The 25983-nt window shown below is 39.8% G+C and carries 25 protein-coding genes; 7 read left to right on the top strand and 18 right to left on the bottom strand.

Translation table 11 applies throughout. From position 1 onward, the window contains the following. Window positions 1-3 precede the first annotated feature (3 nt). Complete coding sequence (locus C400_RS0109760) at window positions 4-1167, top strand: VanZ family protein (RefSeq protein WP_017426835.1); 1164 nt, start codon at window positions 4-6, stop codon at window positions 1165-1167. Window positions 1168-1286: 119 nt separating this feature from the next. Here the strand turns inward: C400_RS0109760 and C400_RS0109755 are convergent, their stop codons facing one another. From C400_RS0109755 to C400_RS0109690, 16 genes are all read right to left on the bottom strand, one after another. Beyond that, window positions 1287-1940, bottom strand: a complete 654-nt coding sequence (locus C400_RS0109755) for a nitroreductase family protein (RefSeq protein WP_016821829.1) — start codon at window positions 1938-1940, stop codon at window positions 1287-1289. A 50-nt stretch (window positions 1941-1990) separates the two neighbouring features. Beyond that, window positions 1991-2383 (bottom strand): MarR family winged helix-turn-helix transcriptional regulator, encoded by a 393-nt coding sequence (locus tag C400_RS0109750; protein WP_026065410.1) that lies wholly within the window; start codon window positions 2381-2383, stop codon window positions 1991-1993. A gap of 283 nt (window positions 2384-2666) precedes the next feature. Then, window positions 2667-4043, bottom strand: coding sequence for an NADP-specific glutamate dehydrogenase (gene gdhA, locus C400_RS0109745; protein ID WP_017426834.1), 1377 nt, complete (start codon window positions 4041-4043; stop codon window positions 2667-2669). A 418-nt stretch (window positions 4044-4461) separates the two neighbouring features. After that, complete coding sequence (gene thrC, locus C400_RS0109740) at window positions 4462-5853, bottom strand: threonine synthase (RefSeq protein WP_017426833.1); 1392 nt, start codon at window positions 5851-5853, stop codon at window positions 4462-4464. A gap of 215 nt (window positions 5854-6068) precedes the next feature. Then, window positions 6069-7412, bottom strand: coding sequence for a TldD/PmbA family protein (locus tag C400_RS0109735; RefSeq protein ID WP_017426832.1), 1344 nt, complete (start codon window positions 7410-7412; stop codon window positions 6069-6071). 3 nt (window positions 7413-7415) lie between these two features. Beyond that, window positions 7416-8810 carry a TldD/PmbA family protein gene (locus C400_RS0109730; RefSeq protein WP_017426831.1) on the bottom strand — a complete coding sequence of 465 codons (1395 nt, stop codon included), beginning with the start codon at window positions 8808-8810 and terminating at the stop codon, window positions 7416-7418. A 405-nt stretch (window positions 8811-9215) separates the two neighbouring features. Beyond that, window positions 9216-9521 (bottom strand): hypothetical protein, encoded by a 306-nt coding sequence (locus C400_RS0109725; RefSeq protein WP_017426830.1) that lies wholly within the window; start codon window positions 9519-9521, stop codon window positions 9216-9218. Between the two features lie 510 nt (window positions 9522-10031). Continuing rightward, the gene (locus tag C400_RS27680; RefSeq protein ID WP_017426829.1) at window positions 10032-11387 is read right to left on the bottom strand and encodes a hypothetical protein; all 1356 of its coding nucleotides are present in this window, start codon (window positions 11385-11387) and stop codon (window positions 10032-10034) included. 241 nt (window positions 11388-11628) lie between these two features. Beyond that, window positions 11629-12393, bottom strand: a complete 765-nt coding sequence (locus C400_RS27675; RefSeq protein WP_049885684.1) for a DUF2326 domain-containing protein — start codon at window positions 12391-12393, stop codon at window positions 11629-11631. After that, window positions 12386-12919: a hypothetical protein gene (locus C400_RS27670; protein WP_049885683.1), complete on the bottom strand. Its 534-nt coding sequence runs from the start codon at window positions 12917-12919 to the stop codon at window positions 12386-12388. The genes C400_RS27675 and C400_RS27670 overlap by 8 nt, the downstream gene beginning before the upstream one ends. Beyond that, entirely contained in the window at window positions 12909-13268 is a 360-nt protein-coding gene (locus C400_RS27665; RefSeq protein ID WP_049885682.1) for a hypothetical protein, read from the bottom strand. Before C400_RS27665 ends, C400_RS27670 begins: the two co-directional genes overlap by 11 nt. Continuing rightward, window positions 13259-13486 carry an ABC-three component system middle component 6 gene (locus tag C400_RS0109710; protein WP_017426828.1) on the bottom strand — a complete coding sequence of 76 codons (228 nt, stop codon included), beginning with the start codon at window positions 13484-13486 and terminating at the stop codon, window positions 13259-13261. The genes C400_RS27665 and C400_RS0109710 overlap by 10 nt, the downstream gene beginning before the upstream one ends. Further along, window positions 13473-14456, bottom strand: a complete 984-nt coding sequence (locus tag C400_RS0109705) for an ABC-three component system protein (protein WP_017426827.1) — start codon at window positions 14454-14456, stop codon at window positions 13473-13475. Before C400_RS0109705 ends, C400_RS0109710 begins: the two co-directional genes overlap by 14 nt. Before the next feature lie 223 nt (window positions 14457-14679). Beyond that, a complete protein-coding gene (locus C400_RS0109700) occupies window positions 14680-15366 on the bottom strand; it encodes a restriction endonuclease (RefSeq protein ID WP_017426826.1) in 687 nt (228 codons plus the stop codon). Window positions 15367-15630: 264 nt separating this feature from the next. Next, the gene (locus tag C400_RS0109695) at window positions 15631-15846 is read right to left on the bottom strand and encodes a hypothetical protein (protein WP_017426825.1); all 216 of its coding nucleotides are present in this window, start codon (window positions 15844-15846) and stop codon (window positions 15631-15633) included. Window positions 15847-15894: 48 nt separating this feature from the next. Beyond that, window positions 15895-16938, bottom strand: coding sequence for an ankyrin repeat domain-containing protein (locus tag C400_RS0109690; protein WP_017426824.1), 1044 nt, complete (start codon window positions 16936-16938; stop codon window positions 15895-15897). A gap of 858 nt (window positions 16939-17796) precedes the next feature. On the opposite strand from C400_RS0109690, the gene C400_RS0109685 reads away from it, so the two are divergent. The 6 genes from C400_RS0109685 (at window position 17797) to C400_RS27660 (ending at window position 25184) form a co-directional block, all read left to right on the top strand. Next, on the top strand, window positions 17797-18939 hold the full coding sequence (locus tag C400_RS0109685) for a hypothetical protein (protein ID WP_017426823.1): 1143 nt from the start codon (window positions 17797-17799) through the stop codon (window positions 18937-18939). Between the two features lie 134 nt (window positions 18940-19073). Beyond that, on the top strand, window positions 19074-19925 hold the full coding sequence (locus tag C400_RS0109680; RefSeq protein WP_017426822.1) for a copper amine oxidase N-terminal domain-containing protein: 852 nt from the start codon (window positions 19074-19076) through the stop codon (window positions 19923-19925). 719 nt (window positions 19926-20644) lie between these two features. Beyond that, window positions 20645-23032 (top strand): contractile injection system protein, VgrG/Pvc8 family, encoded by a 2388-nt coding sequence (locus C400_RS26190; RefSeq protein WP_232795342.1) that lies wholly within the window; start codon window positions 20645-20647, stop codon window positions 23030-23032. Next, on the top strand, window positions 23019-23966 hold the full coding sequence (locus tag C400_RS26440; protein WP_017426821.1) for a CdiA family toxin C-terminal domain-containing protein: 948 nt from the start codon (window positions 23019-23021) through the stop codon (window positions 23964-23966). The genes C400_RS26190 and C400_RS26440 overlap by 14 nt, the downstream gene beginning before the upstream one ends. Before the next feature lie 12 nt (window positions 23967-23978). Next, window positions 23979-24377 (top strand): ribonuclease toxin immunity protein CdiI, encoded by a 399-nt coding sequence (gene cdiI / locus C400_RS0109670; RefSeq protein ID WP_017426820.1) that lies wholly within the window; start codon window positions 23979-23981, stop codon window positions 24375-24377. Between the two features lie 519 nt (window positions 24378-24896). Next, window positions 24897-25184: a hypothetical protein gene (locus C400_RS27660; protein WP_017426819.1), complete on the top strand. Its 288-nt coding sequence runs from the start codon at window positions 24897-24899 to the stop codon at window positions 25182-25184. A gap of 99 nt (window positions 25185-25283) precedes the next feature. Here the strand turns inward: C400_RS27660 and C400_RS27655 are convergent, their stop codons facing one another. Beyond that, on the bottom strand, window positions 25284-25424 hold the full coding sequence (locus tag C400_RS27655) for a hypothetical protein (protein WP_226888888.1): 141 nt from the start codon (window positions 25422-25424) through the stop codon (window positions 25284-25286). Window positions 25425-25470: 46 nt separating this feature from the next. Next, window positions 25471-25704: a zinc ribbon domain-containing protein gene (locus C400_RS27650; protein WP_226888889.1), complete on the bottom strand. Its 234-nt coding sequence runs from the start codon at window positions 25702-25704 to the stop codon at window positions 25471-25473. Window positions 25705-25983: the final 279 nt, after the last annotated feature.

The raw sequence follows: 25983 nt of genomic DNA, 5'->3' as shown, positions 1-25983 counted from the left end.
CTCATGATTCAATCTTATCTGTTTCCCGTTTCATATGCTTTTCTGGCCTTCCCTGTTGCTGCGTTATTGTTTACACTTCCGTTCCTTATCGTGCAATATCGCAGACATGGCTATATTCACAAGGCTAGAGCGTGGCTGCTTTACTTGATGCTTTTATACTTGATGAACACCTTCTTTTTAGTCATACTACCGCTTCCGGCATCGCGTCATAATGCTGCTTTGGCCGGGGGAGCTTTGCAGTGGATGCCCTTGCAGTTCGTGCAAGACATCATAAGAGAAACATCCGTTTCACCTGCTCATCCTTCCAGTTATTTGCATCTGCTGAAGGAGCGTGCTTTTCTGCAAGTGGTTTTTAACGTAATGATGACCATGCCTTTCGGTATGTTCTTACGTTATTACTTCCGTGCACGATGGGGCTGGTGTCTGATTCTGTCCTTCGCCTTGTCTCTCTTCTTTGAGGTGACACAGCTGACAGGATTGTATGGATTTTTTGACCATGCGTATCGTGTATTTGACGTGGACGATCTGATGGCCAATACTTTGGGCGGTATGCTGGGCTTTCTGCTCGGCGAATGGTTTTCACGCTTTCTTCCCCGCTTGGAGCATCTGGACAAGCATGTGGACATTACAACCAAACGGGTGTCCTATACGAGACGAGGAGTAGCCTTCTTAGTGGATTCTATCCTTTGGACAGGGTTACTCGGCATGATGGAGTCCCTGCATGTATCTGCTGCTTTCTGGATTTCCAGCGGGATATACTTTATGGTGGTTCCTTACCTGACGAATGGACGGACTCCAGGGAAATGGCTGGTACGTATTCATCTTACAGGGAGAGGAAAACGAGTTTCCCTGTGGGAGCTCATCAAGCGCTACAGTCTCTTGTACTGGTTGTATTTTGGACTGAATTACGTACTGGGTGGACCTGTGCTGCGGTCTCAAGTGTCCCCTTGGGTAAGTGTGCTGATCGGTCTTGTGCTATTGGTGTTGAACGGATGGTTCTTTCTCCATCTGGTCATACGCCTGTTCAAGAAAGCACCGTTATTTTATGAGGAGCTTAGCCATACTTCTCACCAGATTATATGGCCCAAGCGCGATCATCCACCTCAGAATGACACTGCTGACTATGGACAGACGTCGGGAGCGAATATAGGTCAAGGATCACCCTAAGACTAAAGGACGTCATCAATTTCCGAATCAGCGTTACATCGTGCAAATAAAAACAGGCGGAGCAAAGGATGTCCTTTGCTCCGCCTGTTTTTTTATGTCGCGTATAGATATAACTTAACTTATTTCCACTGTGCAATTTGATCAATCGGCAAACGTGTGGACGGGTGCCCCTCGTTGATTCCTTTACCCATCGAAATGAGCATAACAGGAACATAACGATCTTTGTCCATACCAAAGGCCTCGGCAATTTGATCCTTTTCATAACCACCGATAGCGTTGGTATCGTAGCCATGAGCGCGTGCCACCAGCATAAGCTGCATAGATACCAAACCACCGTCGATCAGGACCGTTTCTCTGTTCACAACGGGATCAAGGGCAGCAAAATGGGCTGTTACTTTTTCCTGTTGCATTTCTTTAATGTCTTGTGGCATATAGCCCAGTTCTACAGCTTCTCCGAAGATTTGTTCGAAATTATCAAAGTTGTTCAGATCCCCAAACACAGCGATCACGGCCGAAGAGGTCTCCACTTGACGTTGGTTGAAACGAGCCAATGGTGCCAGGGTTGCTTTACCTTCCGGGCTGTCAATCACAAGGAAACGCCAAGGTTGCAGATTAATGGATGATGGTGCACGTGTAGCTTCCGTTAGAATCTCTGTCATTTCCTCGCGGCTGATCTTCACGGACGGATCGTATACTTTTACCGAACGGCGTCCCAATGCGATTTCTTTAAAATCATTCGTTTTTACAATATTGGATGTATTCGTATTACTCATTCCAATCTCTCCTTTGTTCCTCTGTGGGTAAATGTAAAATTACAATGTTGTCAGTCCATACTGGATATATGACTATTCATCACTTGCAGCATATCAGCTAGCTGCTGCCGCTGGGTCTCGTCGAAGCTCTGTAGCAGCTGAGCTACAAACTGCGAGCGCTCCTGCTTAAAGATGACAATACGCGCACGCCCATAATCGGTTAGGCTTACCAAGGTAACCCTGTTGTCCTCTGGCTTCGTGCGTCGTGTGACCATTCCTGTCGCTTCTAGTTGCTTCAAATGACGCGTAACGGCTGCAGCGTCAATGCCAACCTCTTTTTGCAGCAGCGTTTGACTGATCTCCTCCACTTGATACAGCTTGCATAATAGCTGCAATCTGGATGCGCTGACTCCTGCACACCGCTCGAACTTGGAGCTAATCTGCTTGTTCAGTAGCAGCAGCATATCAAAAATATACTCAGCCTCGGATGGTGTCTGGGTGATATCAATCTCTCCTCCCTTTAGCATATCGCTGGGCCTCGTGATCCAACCTTTGATCCATCAATTATTGATCTATCAAGTAATATACATCCTCTTTAGCAATAAATCAAGTCCCTGAGAAAAATAAAGTGCCTCATGCCAAATAAAAGCTGAGCGACTCACACGGAGCCGCTCAGCTTCAATTTTGCTTTTATTAGCTAGTTTATTCAATCATTGTACAATGGAGAAAAGGAATTGTGACGTTGAGTTAGATAATCCCGTGAGACAGCATAGCATCAGCCACACGCACAAATCCGGCGATGTTCGCTCCGACCACCAGATTGCCTGGCACGCCGTATTCCTCAGCCGCCTTAACGCTGTTAGCATAGATATTTTTCATAATATCATGCAGCTTGGCATCCACTTCCTCAAAGGTCCATGACAGGCGCATGCTGTTCTGCGACATTTCGAGCGCCGAAACCGCTACTCCACCTGCATTGGCAGCTTTGGCTGGTCCAAACAGAACCCCGTTCTCCAAAAACACTTCAATAGCCTGTAACGAGGACGGCATATTCGCACCTTCACCGATAGCTTTTACGCCATTACTTACCAGCAACTGTGCTGCTTGCTCGTCGATTTCATTCTGTGTCGCACATGGCAGTGCGATGTCGCATGGGATTGACCAGATACCTGAGCAGCCCTCTGTATAGATTGCGCCTGGACGCTCTTTCGTATACTCGCTAATCCGCAGACGATTCACTTCTTTAAGCTGCTTCACCAGCTTGAGATCAATACCGTCTGCATCATAGATATAACCATTCGAGTCACTACATGCCACGACTGTAGCACCGAGCTGCTGTGCTTTTTCAATCGCATAAATGGATACGTTCCCCGAGCCCGACACAACAACACGTTGTCCTTCAAAGGACAAACCTTGAGCTTGCAGCATCTCGTTTACAAAATACACACAACCGTAGCCAGTTGCTTCCGTACGTGTGAGACTGCCTCCGTAATGAATCCCTTTACCTGTCAGGACGCCGCCTTCATGTCCTCCGCGAATACGCTTGTATTGCCCGAACATGTATCCGATCTCACGGCCGCCTACGCCAATATCCCCTGCCGGAACGTCGGCATCTGGGCCGATATATTTATACAGCTCCGTCATGAAGCTTTGTGTAAAACGCATCACTTCGTTATCTGATTTACCTTTGGGGTCAAAATCCGAACCGCCTTTGCCACCACCGATTGGAAGACCCGTCAACGCATTTTTGAAAATTTGCTCAAAGCCCAAAAATTTGACGATACCCAGGTACACAGATGGATGGAAGCGAAGTCCACCTTTATAAGGACCAATCGCACTGTTAAACTGTACGCGGAAGCCACGGTTGACCTGTACATTGCCTGCATCGTCTACCCAAGGTACACGGAAGGTAATGACACGTTCTGGCTCCACCAGCCGTTCCAAAAGCCCCTGCTGCATATACTTAGGATGCTTAGCCAATACCGGAATTAGCGAATCCAAAATTTCTTTGACGGCCTGATGGAATTCATTCTCATGAGGATTGCGCGCGATAACCTTCTCAAAAACGGACTGCACATATTCGGCTGCTGCTTGTTGACTCTGCTCTGGACGGATCATGGTCATTATTTAATACACCCCTTTTATAATTAGCCCCTCTGTTAAATGACGGAATGACTTTTATTCTGCACCTTCGAGAGTGGAACTTTATGTATTCATAAAATTTAGTTAACTATACATGATTTTTTATATAAATACATCCAATTTCCCTATAAAAGATTTTTGTATCCTTCATTAAATAACTCTATGAACCTACCACTGCCTGTTATATTCCTAAAGCCAAATCCCTTAATTTACGGGCTTTTTTCACGATTTCTAAGGCTTTCACACCTTACTTTGTATGGCATTATAATGTGAACAAATTGAAACTAAAACATACATCATATCTGGAAAATATGGATATAAAAAAGGAGGCTAGCACCCAGGGCGCAGCCTCTTTCCCATCCGTAAGAATGTAACAACTCACCGTTACGGAAATATTCTGTTACATATAAAAGGCTTCAAGCTGACGCACAATTTCGGCCTCGTCATGCTCTACCACCTGCTGGTGTTGCGGCTTGGAGAACAATTGTTCAATTTGCGCCGGGAACTCTTGCTTAATGTCCACCAGACGGATCGCCTCATCGAATTTGGCTGGATGCGCTGTCGCGAAGGTCACACAGACTTCGTCCGCGCCATTATACGCCTCATACGCAGCAATACCGCAAGCCGTATGCGGATCGAGCAAATAATCGTATTCGGCTTTGTACTTTTTGATCAGCTCCAGACACTGCTCATTCGAAGCACCCAGCGCTTCAAAATCCTGCTGGACACGTTTCAAATCCTCTGCCCCGATCACAATCCGTCCCTCTGTTTTGAGGTTATTCATGTATTCAGATACCTTGGCTGCATCCTCTCCGAGGAAGTAGTACAGGTATCTTTCGAAATTACTTGCCACCTGAATGTCCATGGAAGGACTGTATGTGCTTTTGAAATCGCCCGGTTGGTATTCGCCTGTCTTCACGAAGCGCTCCAAAATGTTATTTTCGTTCGTGGCAATGATCAGCTTGTGGATGGGCAGACCCATTTTCTTCGCAAGAAAGCCGGAAAAGATATTGCCAAAGTTGCCGGATGGCACGCTGACATTGATCTTCTTCGTACCCGCAGACTCCTGCGCCCGGAAATAAGCATAGAAGTAATATACTGTCTGCGCCAAAATACGCACAAAGTTAATCGAATTAATCGCCCGCAGATGATGTTTGGCTTTGAAGTCCAGATCTGCGAACAGGTCCTTAATTACTTTTTGACAATCGTCAAAGTTCCCTTTTACGGACAGATTCAGTACATTTTCATCGTCTACTGTCGTCATTTGCAGCTCTTGTACCTTGCTCACCTTTTGATGCGGATGCAAAATACAGATTTTGATGCCTTCCTTGCCACGCACGCCTTGAATGGCTGCTGCTCCTGTATCGCCCGAGGTTGCACCCAAAATATGAATGATCTCATTCTGCTTTTTGGACACGTAGGAATAAAATTCACCCATAAATTGCAGCGCCACATCCTTGAACGCAAATGTAGGCCCATGGAATAGCTCCAAAATAGACAGGGAATCGTTGATCTTCTTCACTGGCGTAACTTCCGGATGACGGAAGCTTGCATAACTGCGCTCCACCAACTGCTCCAAATCCTCACGAGGAATCTCATCATTGATATACAGCGCAAAAACTTCCAGCAGCAGCTCTCTGTAGCTCAATGTAGCCCACTGCTCCAGCGTAGCTGCCGACACGGTCGGAATCTGCTCCGGCACCATTAGTCCTCCATCGTCAGCTAACCCCATGAGCACAGTATCAATAAATCCCTTGGCTTCTACTCGACCTCTAGTGCTTATATATCTCATATACATCCCCCAATAAAAATTCAATTCGAACCTTTTTTCGAATATATTATTGTCTATAATACCCTGTCGCGGTGCTGTAACCAAGCCTTTTTTTCATATTTTAAAGACTTTCTCCTACTTTACCATACCCCGATGCATCAGGCATCTGTCATTGCTAGACAATCAGAACGTCAGGAACAGGTCGTAAGTCTGAAAAAAGAAGGCTGCTCCAGCCATTAGGAGCCTGAAATCGAAAGTGCAGCCAGCTTGAGCGAAGGAGATGTGCAGCTTCCTGTAAAACGCAAATCGTTGCCAACTTCCTCTATCTGCTGTAGCACGTCAAAGAAGTTGCCTGATACCGTAATCTGATTGACCGCTCTGACCACTTGCCCTTGCTCAATCCAGTAGCCCAGACAAGCCAGCGAAAAGTTACCAGACGCCGTATTCGTACCTGCATGCAGCCCCTGCAGCTCGACAATCATCAACCCGCGATCCGTCTTGTGAATCATGTCTTCCAACGTACACGTGCCTGGAGACACGTACAGATTATGATACGACACCCCGATTTTACCGTTATAGCTGCCTTTGGAAGCATGAGAGGTACTCTGTACCCCGGCCTTGCGGGCCGTCTTGCGGTTATGGAAATACGTCCGCAATTCGCCATCCTTGATAATCTCATTGCGGCGTGTCGCACTGCCTTCCGCATCAAACGTACTGCCTGCCGGAACGTTCTCCATTAGCGGATCGTCAATCAGCGTGATATGTTCGCTTGCCACCTTCTGACCCAGCTTCCCAGCCAAGCGTGAAAAGCCTTTATCCACCGACTCCGCAGAAAATACCGACGTGTACGCAGCCAGCAATTGCGCGGCTGCATCATGACGGAAAATGACCGGATAGTTATCCGATTGGATCGTGTGCGCCCCCAGCTTGGAAACAGCCTCTTTCACAGCTTTATGCGCCACATCCGCAATATCGATCTCTTCCACGCTCCGCAGCGAATAATCATGCCAGCCCCCGGTAACGGTCTCGCCATGTTCGGCTGCAATCACATACACATAAGCGGTCGCCAGACTTTTGTGTCGATGGCAGTACAGTCCTTTGGTATTCACAATCAGGACCTCATTCTCACGAACGCTGACCGAGCAATGTCGAGCCATCACGATCCGTGGATCTGCGGCAAGCGCTGTACGTTCCATTTCCAGCGCCGCTTCGATCAGAATCTCAGGAGCTGTGTCGGCAAGCGTTGAGGCATAAGCAGGCTGTTCAGGGTAGCTCTCAGAGCCTGCAAACAGCTCATCCTGCTCTTCGCTCTCCAATATATACGCGTTGCTGCGAGCTTCTTCCAATAAAAAGTCGATCACATCCGGCTCCAGCTTCTCCGTAGAGGCATAGCCCATTTTGCCGTTAATGACACCACGGAAGGAAAGTCCGCCATTCTCAACGATGGTATATTGGTCAATCTCTCCCTTTAGCACCTTTACGGAGGTAGAACGTCCATTTACATAGTAGATTTCCATATCCGCATAGCCTATTTCCCGACCTTTCGCGAACAACGCTTCCTGAAATTGCTGAATATTCATCGCCTATTCCCCCTTTCGTCCGCCGACGGTCATTTCGGATACTCGAATCGTCGGCTGTCCGCAGTTGACCGGAAGACTTCCGCTGACCGAGCCGCACATCCCCTGACCATGATCCAGATTGTTGCCGACCATATCAATATTTTGCAAGGTTTCAATGCCTTTGCCGATCAGCGTCGCGCCTTTGACCGGCTCGGCAATTTTACCGTTGCGAATCATGTACGCCTCTTCCACTGCAAAATTAAACTCACTCGTCGAAGTATTCACCGAACCACCGCCCAGCGATTTGGCATAGATCCCGTACTCCGTATTGGCAATGATCTCTTCACGGGTAGACTCGCCATTCGCAATAAACGTATTGTTCATACGGGATGCAGGCGCGAATTTATAGGATTGTCTTCGTCCTGATCCTGTCGCAGGTACACCCATCTGACGTGAGCCCATGCGGTCGATTAGATATCCTTTTAAAATACCGTTCTCGATCAATACGTTGCGCTGTGTTGGCGCCCCTTCGTCATCGATATTGAGCGAGCCCCACGCATTCGGAATCGTTCCATCATCTATAGCCGTGACGAGCGGTGAAGCCACCTGCTGCCCGATTTTATTGGCAAACACTGAAGTTCCATGCGCCACCGCCGTAGATTCCAGCCCATGTCCACACGCCTCGTGGAAAAGAACGCCGCCGAAGCCATTCTCAATCACGACAGGCAGTCTACCACTAGGAGCATATCCCGCTTTGACCATCGTGGACGCAATCCGAGCGGCGTGTCTCGCATTTTCTTCGATATTCAGATTCTCCAGGAATTCAGTCCCAGCATACGCTCCCGGCCCACGGAATCCGGATTGTCTATGCTCCCCGTGAGTCGCAATCGCGCTTATTCTCATGCGGGTATACGTACGGGTATCCTCCACCAGCAGCCCGTTGCTATTGGCGATCAGCACGTTCTGGATCGAGTTGCTAATGCCAATGGAGGTTTGCGTAATGGAAGGATCATATTGGCTTGCCGCCTCATGTGCCCGTCTCATCATGTCAATCTTGGCGCGTTTCTGTGAACCGTCAGGAATGATCGCAATCGGATGTTGGTTAGGGATGGCATGGGGATGGAGTGTAATGGTGTGTGTACCTGGCACTCCACCTCCGCGAATGGCCTTGGCAGCCGATTTGGCCAGTCGAATCAGGCTCTGTTCGCTCATATCACTGGTGTAGGCATACACCGAAAAATGCTCCTTCATGATCCGAATACCAATCCCAAAATCCCGGCCTGACAGCGCCGTATCCACGACGCCCCCGGTCATGCCCAGTTGTCCATTGGTGCGGTCCTCGACAAACACCTCTGCAAAATCTCCGCCCGTCTCCAGCGCGGCTTGCAGCATATCCTGAATCTGTGTTGGATGTATCATCACGTTCCTCCTCGTTTTTGCCATGTTTCATATTGTACGTCTAAGCGATCAAGATCATATGCAGGCTCATGTTTATTTCCCATAACTTTACTATACATGATGTTGGGAGTGGGTGTAACTATCTGGGCAGCGGTTTGTTTTTGGGGGGTGTGAAGACTTATGCGCGGGGATGGAGGGATTGAAATGAGAAAACCCGATTAGACCGTGAAGGGTCATGTCGGGTTATTTGGGCGTTTTGATTACTGGGCGGATTGAGCAAGTACGTGCATGTAAGGCCGCTACGTGCACGGATCATTCTTCCGATCGCTGTTGCCCCCAGACTTTTTTGATTATATTTTAACGGTAAAAATCCGAGTTCAAAGGCGAACGCTCCGCTTCTTCAGAACAATTCCGTCCCCTCCGCTGTTATGCTTGGGCTTGCTTCATCTTGTTTGCCAAAATACTTTTTTTCAAACGAACCTTAAACAGTTCTCTTCGTAAATCTAGTTCCATGATATGAAGATGGTCTGCTGCTTCTTTGACGGTTTCCATGTGCAGTACACTTGCCTTTTGAGAAATAATAGCCAGCGCATCCCAAATGAGCTTTGTGCATGTTTTAAGTCTCTCTATGTGTTCGTCTTCCTGCTGTACCAAACTTTCGTATTGCTCAGCAATATTTTCAGATAAGTTTGTATGTTCCACGTTCTTTGGTATCTTGGGTTGGGTATCCAAAGTTATCATCTCCTTTTTATTTCAAAGTGTAGCAAAGGATGATGACGGATGTGGTACGTAGATACGTAGCAATGAGAGAATAGTAGGGAGCAACCTAGAAAAGTTCAATGTGGAAGAAAAGTATGACTATTACACGGGATTATTTTTATTCTGTATACGATCTAATTTATGTAATTGTTCCTTTGAGGCGTCAATCCTTTCTTCACTTTGAAATATTCACGTTGCTTGGTCCAAATTTTGACCTCCTGTTTGTTAGTTTGAGTGGTATGGTTGAGAACGTTCCATCCTAATGGGTCGTGTCTCTTTGTAAAATACTGAAACAAACGTTCACATACTTTGTAACGAATATATATTCCCATTTAAAGAGTAACATTGTTTTTAAAGAACTGACAGTTCATGTTTAGAAGACTATGTAAATGGGTGTGACGAAAAGACCCAGCATCTATTGCTAAGCCTTTCCACTTATTTTATATACAGAGGCATTTTTATAGTTAACACAAAGAGATTATATTATTTGAAACCGAATATGCTAAGTATAATCCTAATAAAATTAAATCTATTACTATTAAATGAAATATTAAGATACTCTTCGAGAATAATGTGACAAAGTATTGCATTTTCTAACTTTCGGTTGATGAACTTCTTAAAATCAACCATATTCCTCTCTAGTTCTCGTTCTGCAGATCTGACTATCTCCTTATAAGAGGATATCCAATTATTATTGTATTTATTATATTCATATTCTAATTCCTCTTTTTTTAATCTTTTAACATTTACTTTATTTATTTTTTCAAATTTTTCAATCAAAGATGAAAGGCGATCTTTCCTTTTCGCAATAATTTCTTTGAAGTTTTTTTCCTCGATTAAATTAGAAAGATCTAGTTTTAACCTTTCATACCGAACAGACTTATTAGCTTGATAGTAAACATAACCTAAGCTGGACGATCTAATTTCATCAAAAATTTTATTTATTCTATCAATTTGTACATTAAAAGATTTATACCCGCTTGTTAAATCATCTATATTAATATTAACAAAATTCATAGAATCTTGAGCTTCAAACTGACCGTCTTTATTTATTGAATATCTATCTGTGCGAGTTATTAATTGGCTAAATTTGTCAGGTAAGTACTTCCTCATTGTATTAAGTCTATTAATATTTTTCTTAGAGGAGTTTAATATAGTACCAAATAATGTTTCTATTTCTTCTTGTATTCTAACAACCTTCTCATATTTTTCTTCTTTAATCTTTCTCATAGCCTTCCATTTATATGCAGAAGCCGTTAGTGAAAAGATTATGACAGCCGATAAAAAAATAGAAGAAAAACTCAGGAAATTATTAATATTTTTATAATCGAATTCGGCAACCCCTGAGAAAAATTCAGCCAAATTTATATTTCTTATAAATTGAATCGAATTGTGAAATAACATTGGATGAAAATATGATAATATCAATGTCCATATTATTATATTATATATATTTATTGTAAACATATTCAAAAAAATAATTTTTACTGTACGATAAATAATTATTGGACTAATTATATTTGATTTATCTAAAACATTATTTTCATTTATGCGATAAGTAAAAAAATGAGGTGATATATGATACAACAACTTATCTATTAAATAATACCATTCAGATATAATGCGAATAACAGAAACTGATTTATTATTTTTAGAAATTTCATATAAGAAATCTAAGCAATAAGAAAGTCGACTGATTATCACAACATCATAAAAAATAATTATTACTAATCCTATAATAAAAATTGAATAATAAAACATAGGCAACTTCAGATAAAAATTATCAATTTCAAGATCAATTGCTGTAAATATATTAATAATAAAATTATAAACATACACAATAATCGTATAAAGAATGATACGTTCCTCCTAACAATGTTAGGCTACCGAGGCAACATTATCTCTTCCCAAGGTAAACTGTTATTGTTAATAACTTTGGAAAGGATTTTTTTCTATATAACAAATCAGTTTAGCAGCATTTCTCAAATAATATCAAAGGTCTTGTTCTATTTTAAATAACTTATCTTGATCGGAAAGGTGAAGAACAATGTGCTCACGGTTATTTAATTCATCAGGTAATTTATCTTTTAAAATTGAAAATACCAACTGAATTTTTTTTTTCTTTTGCATACTTACTTACCTTCTTTAGTTGGTTTCCATGCATTAACTCTTTTTTATCATTTAGAATAAAATTCAAGAAAGGCAATCCTTCTTTTCTAGCAAACAAAATATAAGCAATATCAAAGCAAATTATTTCTCCTTGCTTCTTTCCCGAACTTGTATTTGCATTAAAACTTTCAAAATAGTAATAGCGTTGTTTCGTTTTTTTATCTTCCTTAATTGTAAATGATATACCATATTGCTCACCATATAATTCATTAGAAACTTTAGCAAAAATAATATTAAAATTCTTTAACTTATTTTTTAATCTTTCTTGGAATTCTCTAGAAAATCTATCTCCATCTAAAACTTTAATTTCTTCATTTAAATTCTTTATATTTTTCTCTACAGAGTTCAGCTGTTCAATTCCACTTTCTAATTCTCCAACACGTTGATATGATTTTGTCAATTCACTAATGATATTTTCTAAATCTTGAAAAGTATCACTAGTAGCTATTTTTTTTGACAATTGTTTTTCTGTATTCAAAAATTCTTCAAGAACTTTCTCTTGTTCTTCTATGTTGTGACGTATTTTAGGTATATCCTGTGTTATATATCTGATTTTTTCTATTACCATATTATTGTGATAGTTCACCAGTTGTTCAAAAGTAATTTGAATGTTGCTTACATTTTTTTTAGCTATTGAATAGATTTCGCGTAATTCTGGTAAGTTTATCTCAGACATATCTTTTTTTTAATTCTGTTTCTGTTTCTAATAAAAGTTGTTCCCGTAAACTCAACTCGCTTATTCTAGAACTAATAATGCTTATTCTATATTTTAAATCATTCATTTCTTCTAATTCTTGCTTATAATTTTCGTTGATATTCAGGTTATTCTTCCTTTTTTCTAAAGCATCAATATTATTTTTGACAATATCTAATTGTAATTCCAACTCAGTTTTTGAATGTTGTTTTTCTAGACGCTTTTTGTATTCTCGTTCTCCCTTTAGCTTACTATTTAGATGTGATCTATCTGAAACAGGCAATCCAAACATAAATAGATGTAAAGTTTCATACTCAATATTAGTTGAAAAGTTATTTAATACTTTTAAAGTGTTATTTATTTTATTATTTTGATATCGAATATAATGCGCTATTAATTGACGAAAGGAAGGCTTAAGAACTTCTCTTTCTCCTATTAATAATTGATCTAGTTTTTTTTCGAAATCTTTCCCTTGATTTTTAGGAAGATTTTCTCCATTAATAGACATAACTTTTTTTATTTCTTTGCAAAAAATTTCGTTTTATTATTATCTCTTTAGAATCTTTCTCTTCTAAATTTTCTATAAGTGTTAGAGTGATAGATACTTCTCTTCTTATCAGATAACTCTTTACAAATTCCACTTCTTTTTTGGTTTCAGGATCTATATAAATCTGCTCTGAATCTCCTCCTAAACAGTAATCTATCAAAGCTAATACAGTAGTTTTTCCAATGTTATTACCAGTCTCCACATCACTTTTCCCAATTGTTTCATCGATGATTAAATTAGCACCTAAATTAAAATCTATCTTTCGAATTATTTCTGAATGAGAAGAGATGACCAATTCTTTTAAGTACATATAGAAACTTGTCCCTCCTCATTTACTTTCACTGCTTCAATTAGATACAACCAATCTAAACAATATGAAAATATTTTTAATGAAATATTGTATTGTTCCTTTAAAGATTGGAAAAGTTCAACTATATTGATATCGCTATTATTATTAACTTCTTTTAAAAGCAAAGATGCATAATAAAATATGCTTGATTCCGGTTTTATATCATTAGGAAGCAACATGATTATACCCCTTAGGATTTTTAAAAATTTTACATCTGATAAATGCATCAACTGTAATGATCTTTACACACATTTCAACTACATCTTCTTCAAAATCATCAAGGTTATTGCTATTTATTATATACTCTTCGACATTATTAACAATATTAAAGAATTTTTCAACACTACTAATATCTTTTTTGCATAGTTCCTTTTCATAAAATGATGTTAGCTTCCGAAAAACAGAAACTCTTTTGTTTTTGCCTTCATGCTCAAATTCCTTATATATTCTATCCAATTTTGTATAGAAAGGAATATATTCATTTATAGTTGTTTCTTTAATAACCTCTAGTTCATTAAATTCAATCTTCTCATCAATGTTATACAAATTTAAATTAGTAGAAACATCTCCCTCATCCAAATCTTCTATAGCTAACAAGTTTACAATAGAAGCCAAATTGGAAGTAATCTTGCTTGGATTTGGTGCTCCCCCAAATTCTCTAATAAACAAGTCATGCACTAGACTATATGATCCGATAGCTAATTGTGATATTGATGTTAATAAGCTAGCTTTATCCAAAATATCTTCTTGAGGAATAAAATTAATATCATAAGGATTAGAATACTTGTTACTTCTTAAATTTTGTGCTTCTTCTGCAATGAAAAGGAATTTAATTTTATAATTATCAGTAGCATATTCAACTATTTTTCCTTTGTTTAAGGTATTCTCGATTTTTTGCCTAGTTGCTGTTGAGGATACTTGAATAACTAGTTTATTTTCATTATCAATTAAGTCTATTGCTGCCATATTAGCACTTGATATATTGGCTGATTCCAGTTTGTAGCCATAAATGCAATTCAGCAAATCTCTATAAAATGTTTCGGCATGAATATTTAAGTCTAAAACATTTAACTTGCCGTTAGTTTTAATTCTGCTAGCTAATATTTCTAATCTTTCAGAGATTTCATTATAGTACCTCTGTCTTTTCATTTATACTAGTTCACCTCTTTGGCTAATTCAAAAGAAAGTATTCTAATAAATAATTTTAGTCTTCCATGATGGAGAGAAGATCGCGGTTGTCCAATTCAAGATCAATCAAGGAACTACGACTGAAGCATTCTTTACTGTCATCATAGACATAACATTCTCCCAAAAAAGATCATCAATATCTTGTTTACTGATATTTTCGGATAACAAAGGTTCGCCCGCCTTCCTATATTACATGATTCTTTTTCCACCTTTTTAGCCTATCAGCAAGCGCCACCCCATTAATCAACTTAATGTTCAACCTCTCCGCCGCCTCTTTAGCAGCCCTTGTAAAATTACTCGTCGTCACAATCCAAGCATCATAACAACCGTGTACCTGCTTACCAGCCTTGAGCCGGAGTACTATATCATTCCCGACATCACGCTTCCAGCGTTTGCACTGAACGGCGATTTTATAACCCTCTTTACCTTTGAGAATCAAATCGACTTCATGATCACCTGATCCACCAACTCGCTGTACTGAATAACCTTGATCTGTATAATAAAGCTCCATTAATCGTTCAAAATCTGTTCCTGATAGTGTATCTACATTAGCTTGGAGAATCTGTGCATCAGTTAGTTTTTTACTCGTTATTTTCCCTTTTGCCTTGCTTACCCCATTGTTCGTGCTAGCAGTTCTACTCCTACCAGTTTTTTTCGTACCAGCGACCTTACTTTTCTTTTTCTGTCGTTGCTTTCGTGTCCACATCGATCCAAATATTTCTCCAATAATCACAGAGCCAAGTAAGATGCCAAAAAGGTACCCCCAATGTAGACCAGGTATTTTAAAATAAATAGTAAGACCGACTATAATAAATAACCCTCTCAATACATAAGCAGCTTGCCTGCCTTCTGCATAATAAGTTCTTGCCACTTACTTTCACCTCATTAGAATATCTCAATTTATATCAAAGGACTATATACCCACGACCAAGGAAATAAAAAAGCCAAATCTCTACTAAATTCTGCATAAATCTTCTTTATTTCTTACACTATAGCATATTCATGGGGATATATGGAACAAAAAAAAAGCCCTTAGTTAATACTAAGGACCTAATTTAGAGTATTTATATAATTTTTGCTAAATTCCATTTTAATCCCGATTAATGAGGCTTGACAGAGCCTTCTGTAACCTTATTTATCTAATATGCTTCTCTATTTTTTCAAACCATACAGTTTCCCACAACATCATCACATGTTTCTCAAACCATTCCGACCATGATGGAGGAATTTTCTCAACCACTCGATTATTATTCTCATGCAATACGGTTTTATAAATTAATCTTTTTACAACCTCAAAGAAACTTTCTATATCTCTCTCAAATATCTCTGAGAAATCCCACTCTTTACTCATCCTAGATCGGCTACTAAAGAAATTCCTTAAATCATATTAACAGTTACATCATTTCATCATATTAAATATTGTTTTGTCTTCACGTGACCGAGCCAATTCCAAAGGTGTTTTTCCATTATCATCTTTAGCCTGAATGTCAGCCCCATATCTTAATAGGATTTCAGCCGCTGCTGCATTTCCATTGCTGACAGCTCTATGCAAGGCTGATTGTTTATACTGGTTCCTACATTCAATATTAGCCCCATGATCCAACAGGAATTGAATACCCAAAACGTTATTACAATCCGCAAAATTATGTAAAGGGGGAAACAGTTTCTTTTCGCAATTCACATCGCAGCCCAGCTCTAAAATATCATTTAACAGGGCTTCATCTTTACAATGAAGAGCGATCCCGAACCCCTTCTTTTCTACCTCTTTTTGATAGATATCCGCATATTCCGTATGTATATAATTCACAATATCACTTGAATATCTAAATGCAATTTCAAGCGGTGTTTCAGCCAACGCACGCTTTCCTACATTTGCTCCTTTTTCTGCTAAAAGTCTAAATGCCTCTAAATTATTGTGTTTACAGCAAAACTGCAAAGCTGTACCGCAATATTCCAGAACCTTTTCTAAATTAGATTTACTTGCGTTCGCAACGAGTTCCTTGATTCTTTCCATATTATTCATATAGCATGCAAACACTAGGGTTTTTTTGATTTTTTCGGCCTTTAATGATTTCCGTAAGGTTCTTTTACTTTCCTCTCCCTCCGGTTCCAAATCATATCTCTGGTAGATAATCAATTCAAAGACATCACTATCAAAAAGTTCTGGATTCATATCGTTGATAATACTATATTCTATTAATTTCCCAGCTTCCACTTTGATACAAAGGATTCCCTTTCCGATCATTATCCTCTCAATCTCATTTGTATATTTTTTAAAAAGAAAAATAGTTACTTCACTAACATATGAGACTTCATTTTCAACAATCCTATAATACCCACTGGTAAACGAATTCTCTGTGCCTGATATTAAATAAATATATGTTTTCCCTTTAACCACAGATTCATCGACAATGCTGTTAACTAAATTTTCTACACTTTTCATACATTCATGCCTCCATGATTATACCTTCTCTGTTTCAGTTATATTAGCATGAAATTCCTGCGCCAGTAAAAAAATCAAACTGATTTTGAGCCCATTCAATTAAATTGTGTGAATCTGGAGTTTTAGCCTTCTTGAAATTGAAGCCATTTAATGCCGTGCTTCCATCCTGTGAAGGTTGAGTCTGCGTTTTATGTAATCCACAAAGATAAATATGTTACTTAATTTATTAATACTTCACAGAAACACACACCACTCCGTGTGCCTTTTGAATAAAAACAATATGTTCCAGCACTCAACCCTAAAGCGTTTTTTTGAATGCAGGAACATATTCAAATTGCCTTCCATTCCTTGTACATCAATGCTTCTCATCTCGATATATTACTACCATGCACTCCACATATACCGAGACGATGGAAAGCATATTCTTCCTCTTACCTCTGAAATTTCAATAAAGGTAACCCTCTCTTGGACACCCTCACACTCAATTAATGGCAGGTTTAGGCTCGCTCTTGAACCCATCAGCCGCACCCATATCTTAACTAGTGCTCTATTCTTCCGAGATTTAGTGGTAATTTCCGGTTTACCCAGCTATGTCAAGAATTTATTTAAGAAATTGAGTTGCAAAAGTTGAATTACTTACATAAAAGATAAATATAGATACAATATGTATCAAATAGGATTCGAATCCCATTTATGTATGATTTCTCTATTGGCCAGTAGGGAAGATAGGAAACTGATTTAGTTCGATCAAAGGACATGGTTACATAGAAAACAGCTTCTAGATTCCTCTTAATCAGCCTAATCATTTTTCTACACGTCATGCTATTGAACACATTCAGGTTCCATAGGAGGAAAGTCATGAAAATGAATAAAGTTTTGATGGTAGGCTCATTGGCATCTACTTTAATCTTGAGCTCTTTTTCTAGTGTATTTGCCCAACCAGAGGTTAATTCTACCGCATCCCATGCGGACATTTTCATCGATTCATCTGTTCAAGGGAAGGATCGAAATGTCCTCCTAAACTTTATGGTAGATTTGGAGCCAAACGCACGTGAAAATGTAGTCTATGAAGATGCTAATGGAAAGCTGTATGCGAACAAACCTGAGTTACTCGAAAAAGTATTTAAATACAAAAAAACTTCTGACAATATAATCGAAACCCCTGATGGCAAAGAGGGATATGCTCTACCAGTTGATAATTTACCAACCCAAATTGTTCTTCATAACGAACAATCTAAACAGGATTACAACAAAACTTCTGTTAGTAATAGTGTTTATAAAGATTCTTCTTGTGCGGCCACTTCAAAATCACAAGGAGAAATTGGTACACAGGCTACACAACATCCATGCACAGGGAGTACAGGTCCCTATAGAAGGGTAACTTCTAATGCTAATTATTCATGGCAATCTCATTATGTCTACTTACCTGGAGGATCAGAGATCCGAGATAACAACAATAAAGCATCTTCCAGCTATAATGGTGATGCAGGCTATGTATATGTCGGAGGACAAGGTGCTAATGGTGGTGGTGTAGATGCTGGACTCATTCATAGTACATTGTATGATAATTGGGGAATGCTGATCAGTGTAGATAGTGACCCTATAGGTTACTCACACCGTTTTAAGAGCAAGCAAAATGTAAATATGAAGTTTTCTATTCCTTCAACTAACAATATAGCTCTTACCGTTAGCGGAATTGATTATACTACCAACCAGAACACAACAATAACCATAGGACGCCAAGCACCAGGTTTCGTTCCTGGAGGTGGGAATATATTAAAACGATTAACTACAATTGGGCAAAAGCCGCAAAATTTTCACAGCGGTTCTTATCTTCATAATGCCCACTGGTACAACAGTCTAATTGGAAATAGCTCAATGAATTACCATACTTGGTCTGCAGCCGATACCAATGCCAGTGGCACATGTTCTTTTACAACTGATGTTGTAAGAGTAAATTATATAAATGCAGGTGAAGAAATAGATAATATAGATATTTAAAAGTTAATCTCTAAAAGAGAACGTATTAAGGAGAGTTTCCTTTGATGCGTTCTTTTTTCCTTTTTTTCGCAACTAATTGTAATTATTGGAGTAAAATATCTAGTGCAGTATAAATGAATGGAGGGCAATATTATATGAAGTTGTGTAAAAGTATTGTTTTATTTTCTTTGGCGGCCTTATTATTGTTTTCGTTAAACATGGGGAACGTAGATGCGAAAGCGACTGTCATTAAGGCACCAGTGATTCTTAAAATCAACCAATATTACATCTTATACACATCACCTGACGCGCCATACATCGACAAACAACAGCGCTTTATGATTCCATTACGTGCAGTAAGCGAGTTGCTTGGAGCGACAGTAAATTACGATGTGCCTAAAAAAACAGCCACAATTTCTTGGGATCACAAGAATATAGAAGTTACAATTAACTCTAACAATGTAACGTATAATGGAAAAAACACAAAAATTGATACTGTACCTGTTCTTAAACAAAAACAAGTTTTTATTCCTGCCAAGGTACTACTTGACGGCTTAAACATTAAGGGCAGCTGGGAGGATCAATTGTTAACGATTAAAGATAATAAATTCAAAAAAAGTAAAGTGATTTCCTATTTAGAGGGCGGCTACGATCCAAATACAATCCCCTTAAGCACGGACATAGATACCAATAAAATTCGCCCGCTATCTTATGAGCTAACCTTACCGGGAGATGGTAGCAGTTCAAAAATGGCAACATTATCTATAACCGCTCGAAATATATCTAGTAAGGATTTGAAATTAGGTAGCGAAGACCTTCGGCCCACTTTCATTACAGATATAAGCTACCAATACGATAAGCAGGATAGAGATCGACCTGCAGTGCAAGCAGGAGCAACTTTTACGCGTACCTGGAACAAAATAGATCTTTCGTCTACAAGTTCTTCCAACAATTTTCAATCCAACCCTCTTAAATATATTGTAGCTGTCGGGAATACTAAAGATTAAATTAGTGTATCTAGCCCCCTAGGCATGTTTAGTATTATAGGAACATCAATGCTCAGTATTTTCCAAACAGGGCATACTAATACGTTAAAATAAACGATTTTAATTCTATACAAAGGACTTTATGTAAGCGAGAGCGCCCACACTTTATCGGGCGCTATTTGTTTAATGTTTAAAGTATTTGTAGGCTATATCTTACAGATCTAATGGGGGCATAAGTAGCATTGGTCGCTCGTTCAATATAAGGATTGGCATCCAATGTAACCTCAACATTGGTGAACCTTAGTATGAAAAACCAGGATACCACCCTGCCGAAATTTGCTATGAAACAACACTTTCAAAACCGACCTCTGCGACCCTATCAACACCAGTACACTAGGTATGCTGCCTCACCCTTTCTATTATATGTCGAGATGATAGAAAGAATAAACGCTCAATCCCCTCCTATTTCACCTCTCTACTTCCAAAAATAAACATAGTAAATCTCCCAACCAATGGGTCATTCTGTAAACTAAATCTCTCTTTTAACCGATAAATACATATGCTGGGTTGTTTATTAAATATCACCTCTCGTCCCTTTATAGCGTACAAACCTTGTAATACATATCTATTTTGACTCACTGTTGTACTCATCTGCGGCTTCGATAATTCAGAAGCAAATGCAAGATGACGTGCTTCACTTGAAAATACCCATCGCATCTAGAAAGGAGTTATGAACTCACTTGAGCGTATTATCAGATGGGATCGGATATGAAAGCCTACGCTTTTATGGTCCCTTTCAGCCACAACATATCGAACAACTTCAAATAATACGTACCATTAATGATCATGCCTTTTTACATATCAGTGGCATGCTCTCCGAAGAACAGGGAGCGGCTTGTATTGGTCAAAATATGGAGCAAGAGCCGATTGTGATTCGTCAGTTGAATGATCAGGGACAATCGCTGAGAAGGCTGTTCCATGGGATTGTTACACGTATGTCCGTACACTGCGTACGAGGCGTGTATACGTTTGAATTGGAGGCCGCTTCCCATTCGTACCAGACGGATATTAAACGTAAAAGACGCTCCTATCAAGATATTCACCGCACCTATGATGATCTGGTCACAGCACTGGTTCGAAAGTATCAGTACGGAGATGCCATTGATACGGTAAGTCACTATGCCAAACTGGAGGCATTTGTTTTACAATATGAGGAGACCGATTGGGCGTTTTTAAAACGTCTCGCCTCCCGCTTTGGTTCCATACTCGTGCCAGAGGTAACCGCAGCCTCGCCCAAAATTTTCTTCGGAATGCCAGAAGGCAAGCAGCATAAGGTAGAGCGGGATGTATTTTATCGGGTACGGAAAACGTTTCATGAATTGGATGCGGAAAAGCCGGGAGAACGTGCTGGCTCGTATGTCACCTATATGATCGAAAGCCTGCAATACTATGCACTAGGCGACCTTATCACGTTACCTATTGGACAAGGCAAAGAACTGGTCGTGGTTCGAGCAGTGACAACCTTAGCAGATGGCTTACTGCACACCCGTTATGATCTTCAAGCCGAACAAGATATCCGCTATGCGCGGTATGAAAACGATCAGGCTACTGGAATTTCGCTGACAGGAACGGTGCTCAAGGTACAGCAGGATTTTGTACAGCTGCAACTGGATATCGACCCGAAGCAAGATCCTGCCAAAGCGTGCTGGTTTCCCGTAGCCACCCGTTATGTCGCCGAAGAACATAGTGGCTGGTACGATATGCCTGAAGTAGGAGAACTGGTGGAATTGTATCTGCCTACACACCGCGAACAAGATGCCTATGTCACGGATTCAGTGCGACAACAACGCCACACCCATGGACAGCCAAATGTGAAGGTATGGCAACATGTGCAAGGTAGCTCCGTCGAAATGTCTGAGCACGAGCTGACCCTATCCACCTCCGGTGAATTTTCCATTACACTGCATGAAAGTAGCGGAATTACCATCAACAGTCCGGGGAATGTGCAAATTCAGGGTGGTCACGTGAAGCTTGATGCTGGGCAGGAACTTTCGCTCGAAGCTGGCACGGCGCTATACTTAAAAGGCGGAGTCAGCAGCATGGTACTGGACGGTGAGACCGATACCAAGGCTCCGGTGATTTATCAGGAAGGTACGGTGAAGGCACCTGTTTTCGTAGCTGACCTCCCTCCTGTTCCAGAACCGCCATTGATGAACATAAAGGCATATGAGGCGGCACAATCCGCAGCAGCAGCCAAGGCTTCATCCAGCAGCCAAGCCTCTACCCCTAAAGCAAAAGTCACCAGTCCAGCAGAGCTTAAACAGGCGAATGCCTTGATGGGTACGGTGTCCAAGCTATTGGGTTCTATTCCAGTGATGGGAAAAGTGGCTGGCGTTGTTGCAGGAGCGCTAAGTGGACCTGCAGGAGGTGTGATTCTGAGAGCAACCGCAGCGATCCCTGTTCGGAGCAAAGGAACCCCTACCGTTGGAGGCAGTAAGGGGAACGGCATTCATCCGTTGAAACACTTGGCTGGTCTAGCATTACAAGGGTTAATTACTCAGTATGAACATGAGCAAGCGAGACATGCCTACTATAGCAAATGGATTCTGGGGAAAGTGTATACAAGCGCACGTCAAATAGTACATTCCGGCAGCCGATTAGAGCTGATCCAAAACTTGCTGACAACATCGAAAACCATGGTTCATGCCTATCATCAGGTACCTAAAAGTGTTAAAGATAGAATGCTGAGGGAATATAAAGAACAAGAAAAAGCTAGGGCTGAAGCTGCTCTTAAAGCAGAAAAAGAAGCTGCACCACCAGAGCTTACAGAAGAAGACTACGAAAAGATCTGGCAGGATTATCGAAGGAACATATATACCGAAGACCGTAGGCCCAAACTTAAACCGGGGAGTTATCGAGGAGAAGATGGTGTTGTACGTACTCGTGACGGTAAACCCGATGTCCAATACTATAGTGAATGGAAACATAATTATCCCGAAGATGATGATTTCTTCATGCAAACTAGGAAGCAAGGTATAACCGAAGAAGAAAAAAAAGTGGATGTTCTATGCTATTTCCATAGAAAACCCTCTTATGGTTGGTGGTCGAGGGGGTATGGACAATACTAAAGAATTAGAGGGGATACTTTCAAAACTGGGTAGAGGGAAAGGGTTCTTTAATATTTCTTCTGGAGTAAGTGCAAAAGTAAGAGTCCAGGAATTATTAGCGAGACAACAAATAGAAGCTAGAGAAAACATAGCTTCCCAAAAAATTAACCAGACTCTCGAAACCAAAGGCTACAAGCCACAGCCAAATGAAAGGTTAACAACGAAAAACCAATATAAACAACAGGATCAACAGGCAAGGAAAACATTACGGGAAGCTGCCTCCAAGGCAGCTAGAGAAGAAAATAGTCAAATTCAAAAGAAGGTCATATATAATGTAGCTAAGAGTACAAATACAAGAAAAGCCTCAAATATAAAAGAATATTTAAAAAAGGAAAAAGAAATTGTTAAATCGCAACTGCCTGAAACTGAGGGGACGGGTAATCTTAAGTATAAAGAAGGTTACCATATTGAACATTTAACCGGAGAAGTTAAAAAATGTACGGATTGGAAAGGTGTCAGTGGTGGGCATAATTATGAGGAGTTTAAGAAATTCTTTGACATAAATGGGAAATATGGATATGAAGAAGTAGGAAGAACAAATCATCCGGATATCTCAGGAATATCTGATATTGAATACAGATTAAAGGTTGAAGTAAAGAACTACCAAGGAAAAAGAACAGGCGAATATAAAGTTATTCCAAAAGAAGATAAGCCACCTCTTAAGAAAACCATATATGACCCTAATGTAATCTCCAGTGATGATATTGTTCGATTAGGAAAAGAGGCTATGGAAGAAGGTATAAAATCGCAAAGAGTAAATCAATTGAAAAGCCAAGCAAATAAGCAAATAATCCGAGGAGTTTCAAGTAATGGATTGAAGTTTGAAGGGATAAAAAATATTGATACTGGAGAAATCGAGAACTTTTATCCGGTATTGAAATTTGGAGAAAATTAAGGAGATAACATGATGAACACTGTTTACAATGATAAAAATAAGTTGATTCTCATGTATGAAGAAAAAGGATTTGAAAAAGGCTCAGTCATTGATGTTCTTGGTGATTTTGTGTTGGAACATGATATTGTTAAGGTATTAGAGGGTTTTTTAAACGAGTATATTGAGAGACGAGATTATATGGGAGTAATCTATTCAGATGAATACGATGTTGGGGATGAAGGTTATTTTGGCGAGAATAGGGTTTTGTTTTATTATGGAGTAGATGATAATTATGATATTGTCAGTTATAAAGAACTATATGATTATTTGCAGGTAGCGTGTAATTTCTATATTGAAAAGAACTCAGATAAAAAAGATGAGATAAACGAATATTTGTTAAGAATTAAATCCAAATATGGTATTGAAGAATAGTGGTTGGGTATGGCGATTAGTGGAGGGCTGCACCATATTGTTAAACTAATTTAGAACTCCAACAACAAGATCGTACAATACAACATTGCCACAATACGAGATAGCCACCCGTGTGGTCTTTTATCCTATTGAGGTTTGTTGATGAGTAGACACCACCCAGTGCCGAATGAACCCATCATTCAAGCAATAACACATTTAACCCATATAATACGTGTATAAAGATTTCGTCATTTAGTTTGTACGCACACATCAATGCTTGAATTTCATCACCTAAATAACGGTTTTCCGTTACATTGACAGGTCGATTATGGTCAGATGCCACCATGATTGACCTGTTTTTTGTTATCCTTATTACTTAAATAGGGTATTTTTTTCAATAATTAAATCTACATACAAATCCAAATGCAAAATATATTTTTAAAGATAATTCAACATCCCTCCACACAAAACAATGACTTGCCATCCCTCCCCATCAGAGTTAACATACACACACTCAAACCACGGGAGGGAAAATACACAATGTCAAATTGGCCAGATTGGTTTCAAGAAGCATTACGCCAACGTTTTTATCAATTTGAACTAGCCAGTGAACGACAGGCTTCATGTTTATCTGAGGACAAAAATCTATTCACTCAAATGGATGAATTCAAAACCAACCAAAACGAAGATATTCAACGTCTGCTATCGGAATGGGAAGAAGCAGTAGGCTATCAACTAAGTCAGGACAAACAATCTACCTATATGAAAGGAGTTAAAGTCGGGATTCGATTGATCCTTCCCATCATACAACCCACAGTTACTCGTTAGCTTTTGATCACTTTAGCCCATGATTCTATTAGTCCAATATTTCATCTATGCTCATTCCACTTTTCAAGGTAAAAACAAAATGCGCTGGTGAGAGAATGGTTATCTTCTCCACAACGCATTAAATAGGCTATCATCAAATTGTTCCAGTATATCTTCCCGTAAGCTTAGTACTTGAATAATTTCATCCACACGTTCCTTAATTTTTGCTTGCTGCTCTTTCTCCTGCTCCAGTATCAGCATCTATTGCCGTAGCTCGTTGAGCTCACTGGAAAGTCTGTTCGTTTCTTCATCTCTTATCCTTATACATCCGGTTGAACAATCGTACAAACGCGGAATGTAAAATTTGTTCATCAACCGATTTGGCATCACAAACTGCTTTACCTTCATTGACATACGTTTTGCATTGCCATACTACTTTTTTGGATGGATTATTGCTGTTCCAGGTTCGGCGTTTAAAAATGGCTCCACAGCATCCACAATATACTTTACTGCTCAGTGCATATTTGCTGGAATCACTCAAACCCCTTACAAATCAAGGAACAAACAGCTTACACATGTGCCTTATGTATGTAAATAAAATATATTCCCGCACTCAACCCTAAAGCAATTTTTTGAATGCAGGAACATATTCACATTGCTCTTAACCCTCGTTCATCACTGCTTCTTATCTCAATATATTACTACCACGCACTCCACATGCCTTGAGTGTACAAAAATGATGACCCTAAGGCCTGGTCGCCCCTTGGCGGAAAATCTATCGTTTTTAGATCAGAGTCTTTATGTCTTTATGTCTTTCTTT

The organism is Paenibacillus sp. ICGEB2008 (assembly GCF_000307675.1).
Lineage (GTDB): Bacteria > Bacillota > Bacilli > Paenibacillales > Paenibacillaceae > Paenibacillus > Paenibacillus polymyxa.
The sequence above is the reverse complement of the archived record's forward strand: the minus strand, read 5'-3'. Positions and strand labels throughout refer to the sequence as shown.

What these genes read in the sequence shown, in the direction of transcription:
- C400_RS0109760 (WP_017426835.1), top strand. Translation starts at nt 4, where the DNA reads ATGATTCAATCTTATCTGTTTCCCGTTTCATATGCTTTTCTGGCCTTC.
- C400_RS0109755 (WP_016821829.1), bottom strand. Translation starts at nt 1,940, where the DNA reads ATGAGTAATACGAATACATCCAATATTGTAAAAACGAATGATTTTAAA.
- C400_RS0109750 (WP_026065410.1), bottom strand. Translation starts at nt 2,383, where the DNA reads ATGCTGCTGCTACTGAACAAGCAGATTAGCTCCAAGTTCGAGCGGTGT.
- gdhA (WP_017426834.1), bottom strand. Translation starts at nt 4,043, where the DNA reads ATGACCATGATCCGTCCAGAGCAGAGTCAACAAGCAGCAGCCGAATAT.
- thrC (WP_017426833.1), bottom strand. Translation starts at nt 5,853, where the DNA reads ATGAGATATATAAGCACTAGAGGTCGAGTAGAAGCCAAGGGATTTATT.
- C400_RS0109735 (WP_017426832.1), bottom strand. Translation starts at nt 7,412, where the DNA reads ATGAATATTCAGCAATTTCAGGAAGCGTTGTTCGCGAAAGGTCGGGAA.
- C400_RS0109730 (WP_017426831.1), bottom strand. Translation starts at nt 8,810, where the DNA reads ATGATACATCCAACACAGATTCAGGATATGCTGCAAGCCGCGCTGGAG.
- C400_RS27675 (WP_049885684.1), bottom strand. Translation starts at nt 12,393, where the DNA reads ATGTCTGAGATAAACTTACCAGAATTACGCGAAATCTATTCAATAGCT.
- C400_RS27670 (WP_049885683.1), bottom strand. Translation starts at nt 12,919, where the DNA reads ATGTCTATTAATGGAGAAAATCTTCCTAAAAATCAAGGGAAAGATTTC.
- C400_RS27665 (WP_049885682.1), bottom strand. Translation starts at nt 13,268, where the DNA reads ATGTACTTAAAAGAATTGGTCATCTCTTCTCATTCAGAAATAATTCGA.
- C400_RS0109710 (WP_017426828.1), bottom strand. Translation starts at nt 13,486, where the DNA reads ATGTTGCTTCCTAATGATATAAAACCGGAATCAAGCATATTTTATTAT.
- C400_RS0109705 (WP_017426827.1), bottom strand. Translation starts at nt 14,456, where the DNA reads ATGAAAAGACAGAGGTACTATAATGAAATCTCTGAAAGATTAGAAATA.
- C400_RS0109695 (WP_017426825.1), bottom strand. Translation starts at nt 15,846, where the DNA reads ATGAGTAAAGAGTGGGATTTCTCAGAGATATTTGAGAGAGATATAGAA.
- C400_RS0109690 (WP_017426824.1), bottom strand. Translation starts at nt 16,938, where the DNA reads ATGAAAAGTGTAGAAAATTTAGTTAACAGCATTGTCGATGAATCTGTG.
- C400_RS0109685 (WP_017426823.1), top strand. Translation starts at nt 17,797, where the DNA reads ATGAAAATGAATAAAGTTTTGATGGTAGGCTCATTGGCATCTACTTTA.
- C400_RS0109680 (WP_017426822.1), top strand. Translation starts at nt 19,074, where the DNA reads ATGAAGTTGTGTAAAAGTATTGTTTTATTTTCTTTGGCGGCCTTATTA.
- C400_RS26440 (WP_017426821.1), top strand. Translation starts at nt 23,019, where the DNA reads ATGGACAATACTAAAGAATTAGAGGGGATACTTTCAAAACTGGGTAGA.
- cdiI (WP_017426820.1), top strand. Translation starts at nt 23,979, where the DNA reads ATGAACACTGTTTACAATGATAAAAATAAGTTGATTCTCATGTATGAA.
- C400_RS27660 (WP_017426819.1), top strand. Translation starts at nt 24,897, where the DNA reads ATGTCAAATTGGCCAGATTGGTTTCAAGAAGCATTACGCCAACGTTTT.
- C400_RS27655 (WP_226888888.1), bottom strand. Translation starts at nt 25,424, where the DNA reads ATGCTGATACTGGAGCAGGAGAAAGAGCAGCAAGCAAAAATTAAGGAA.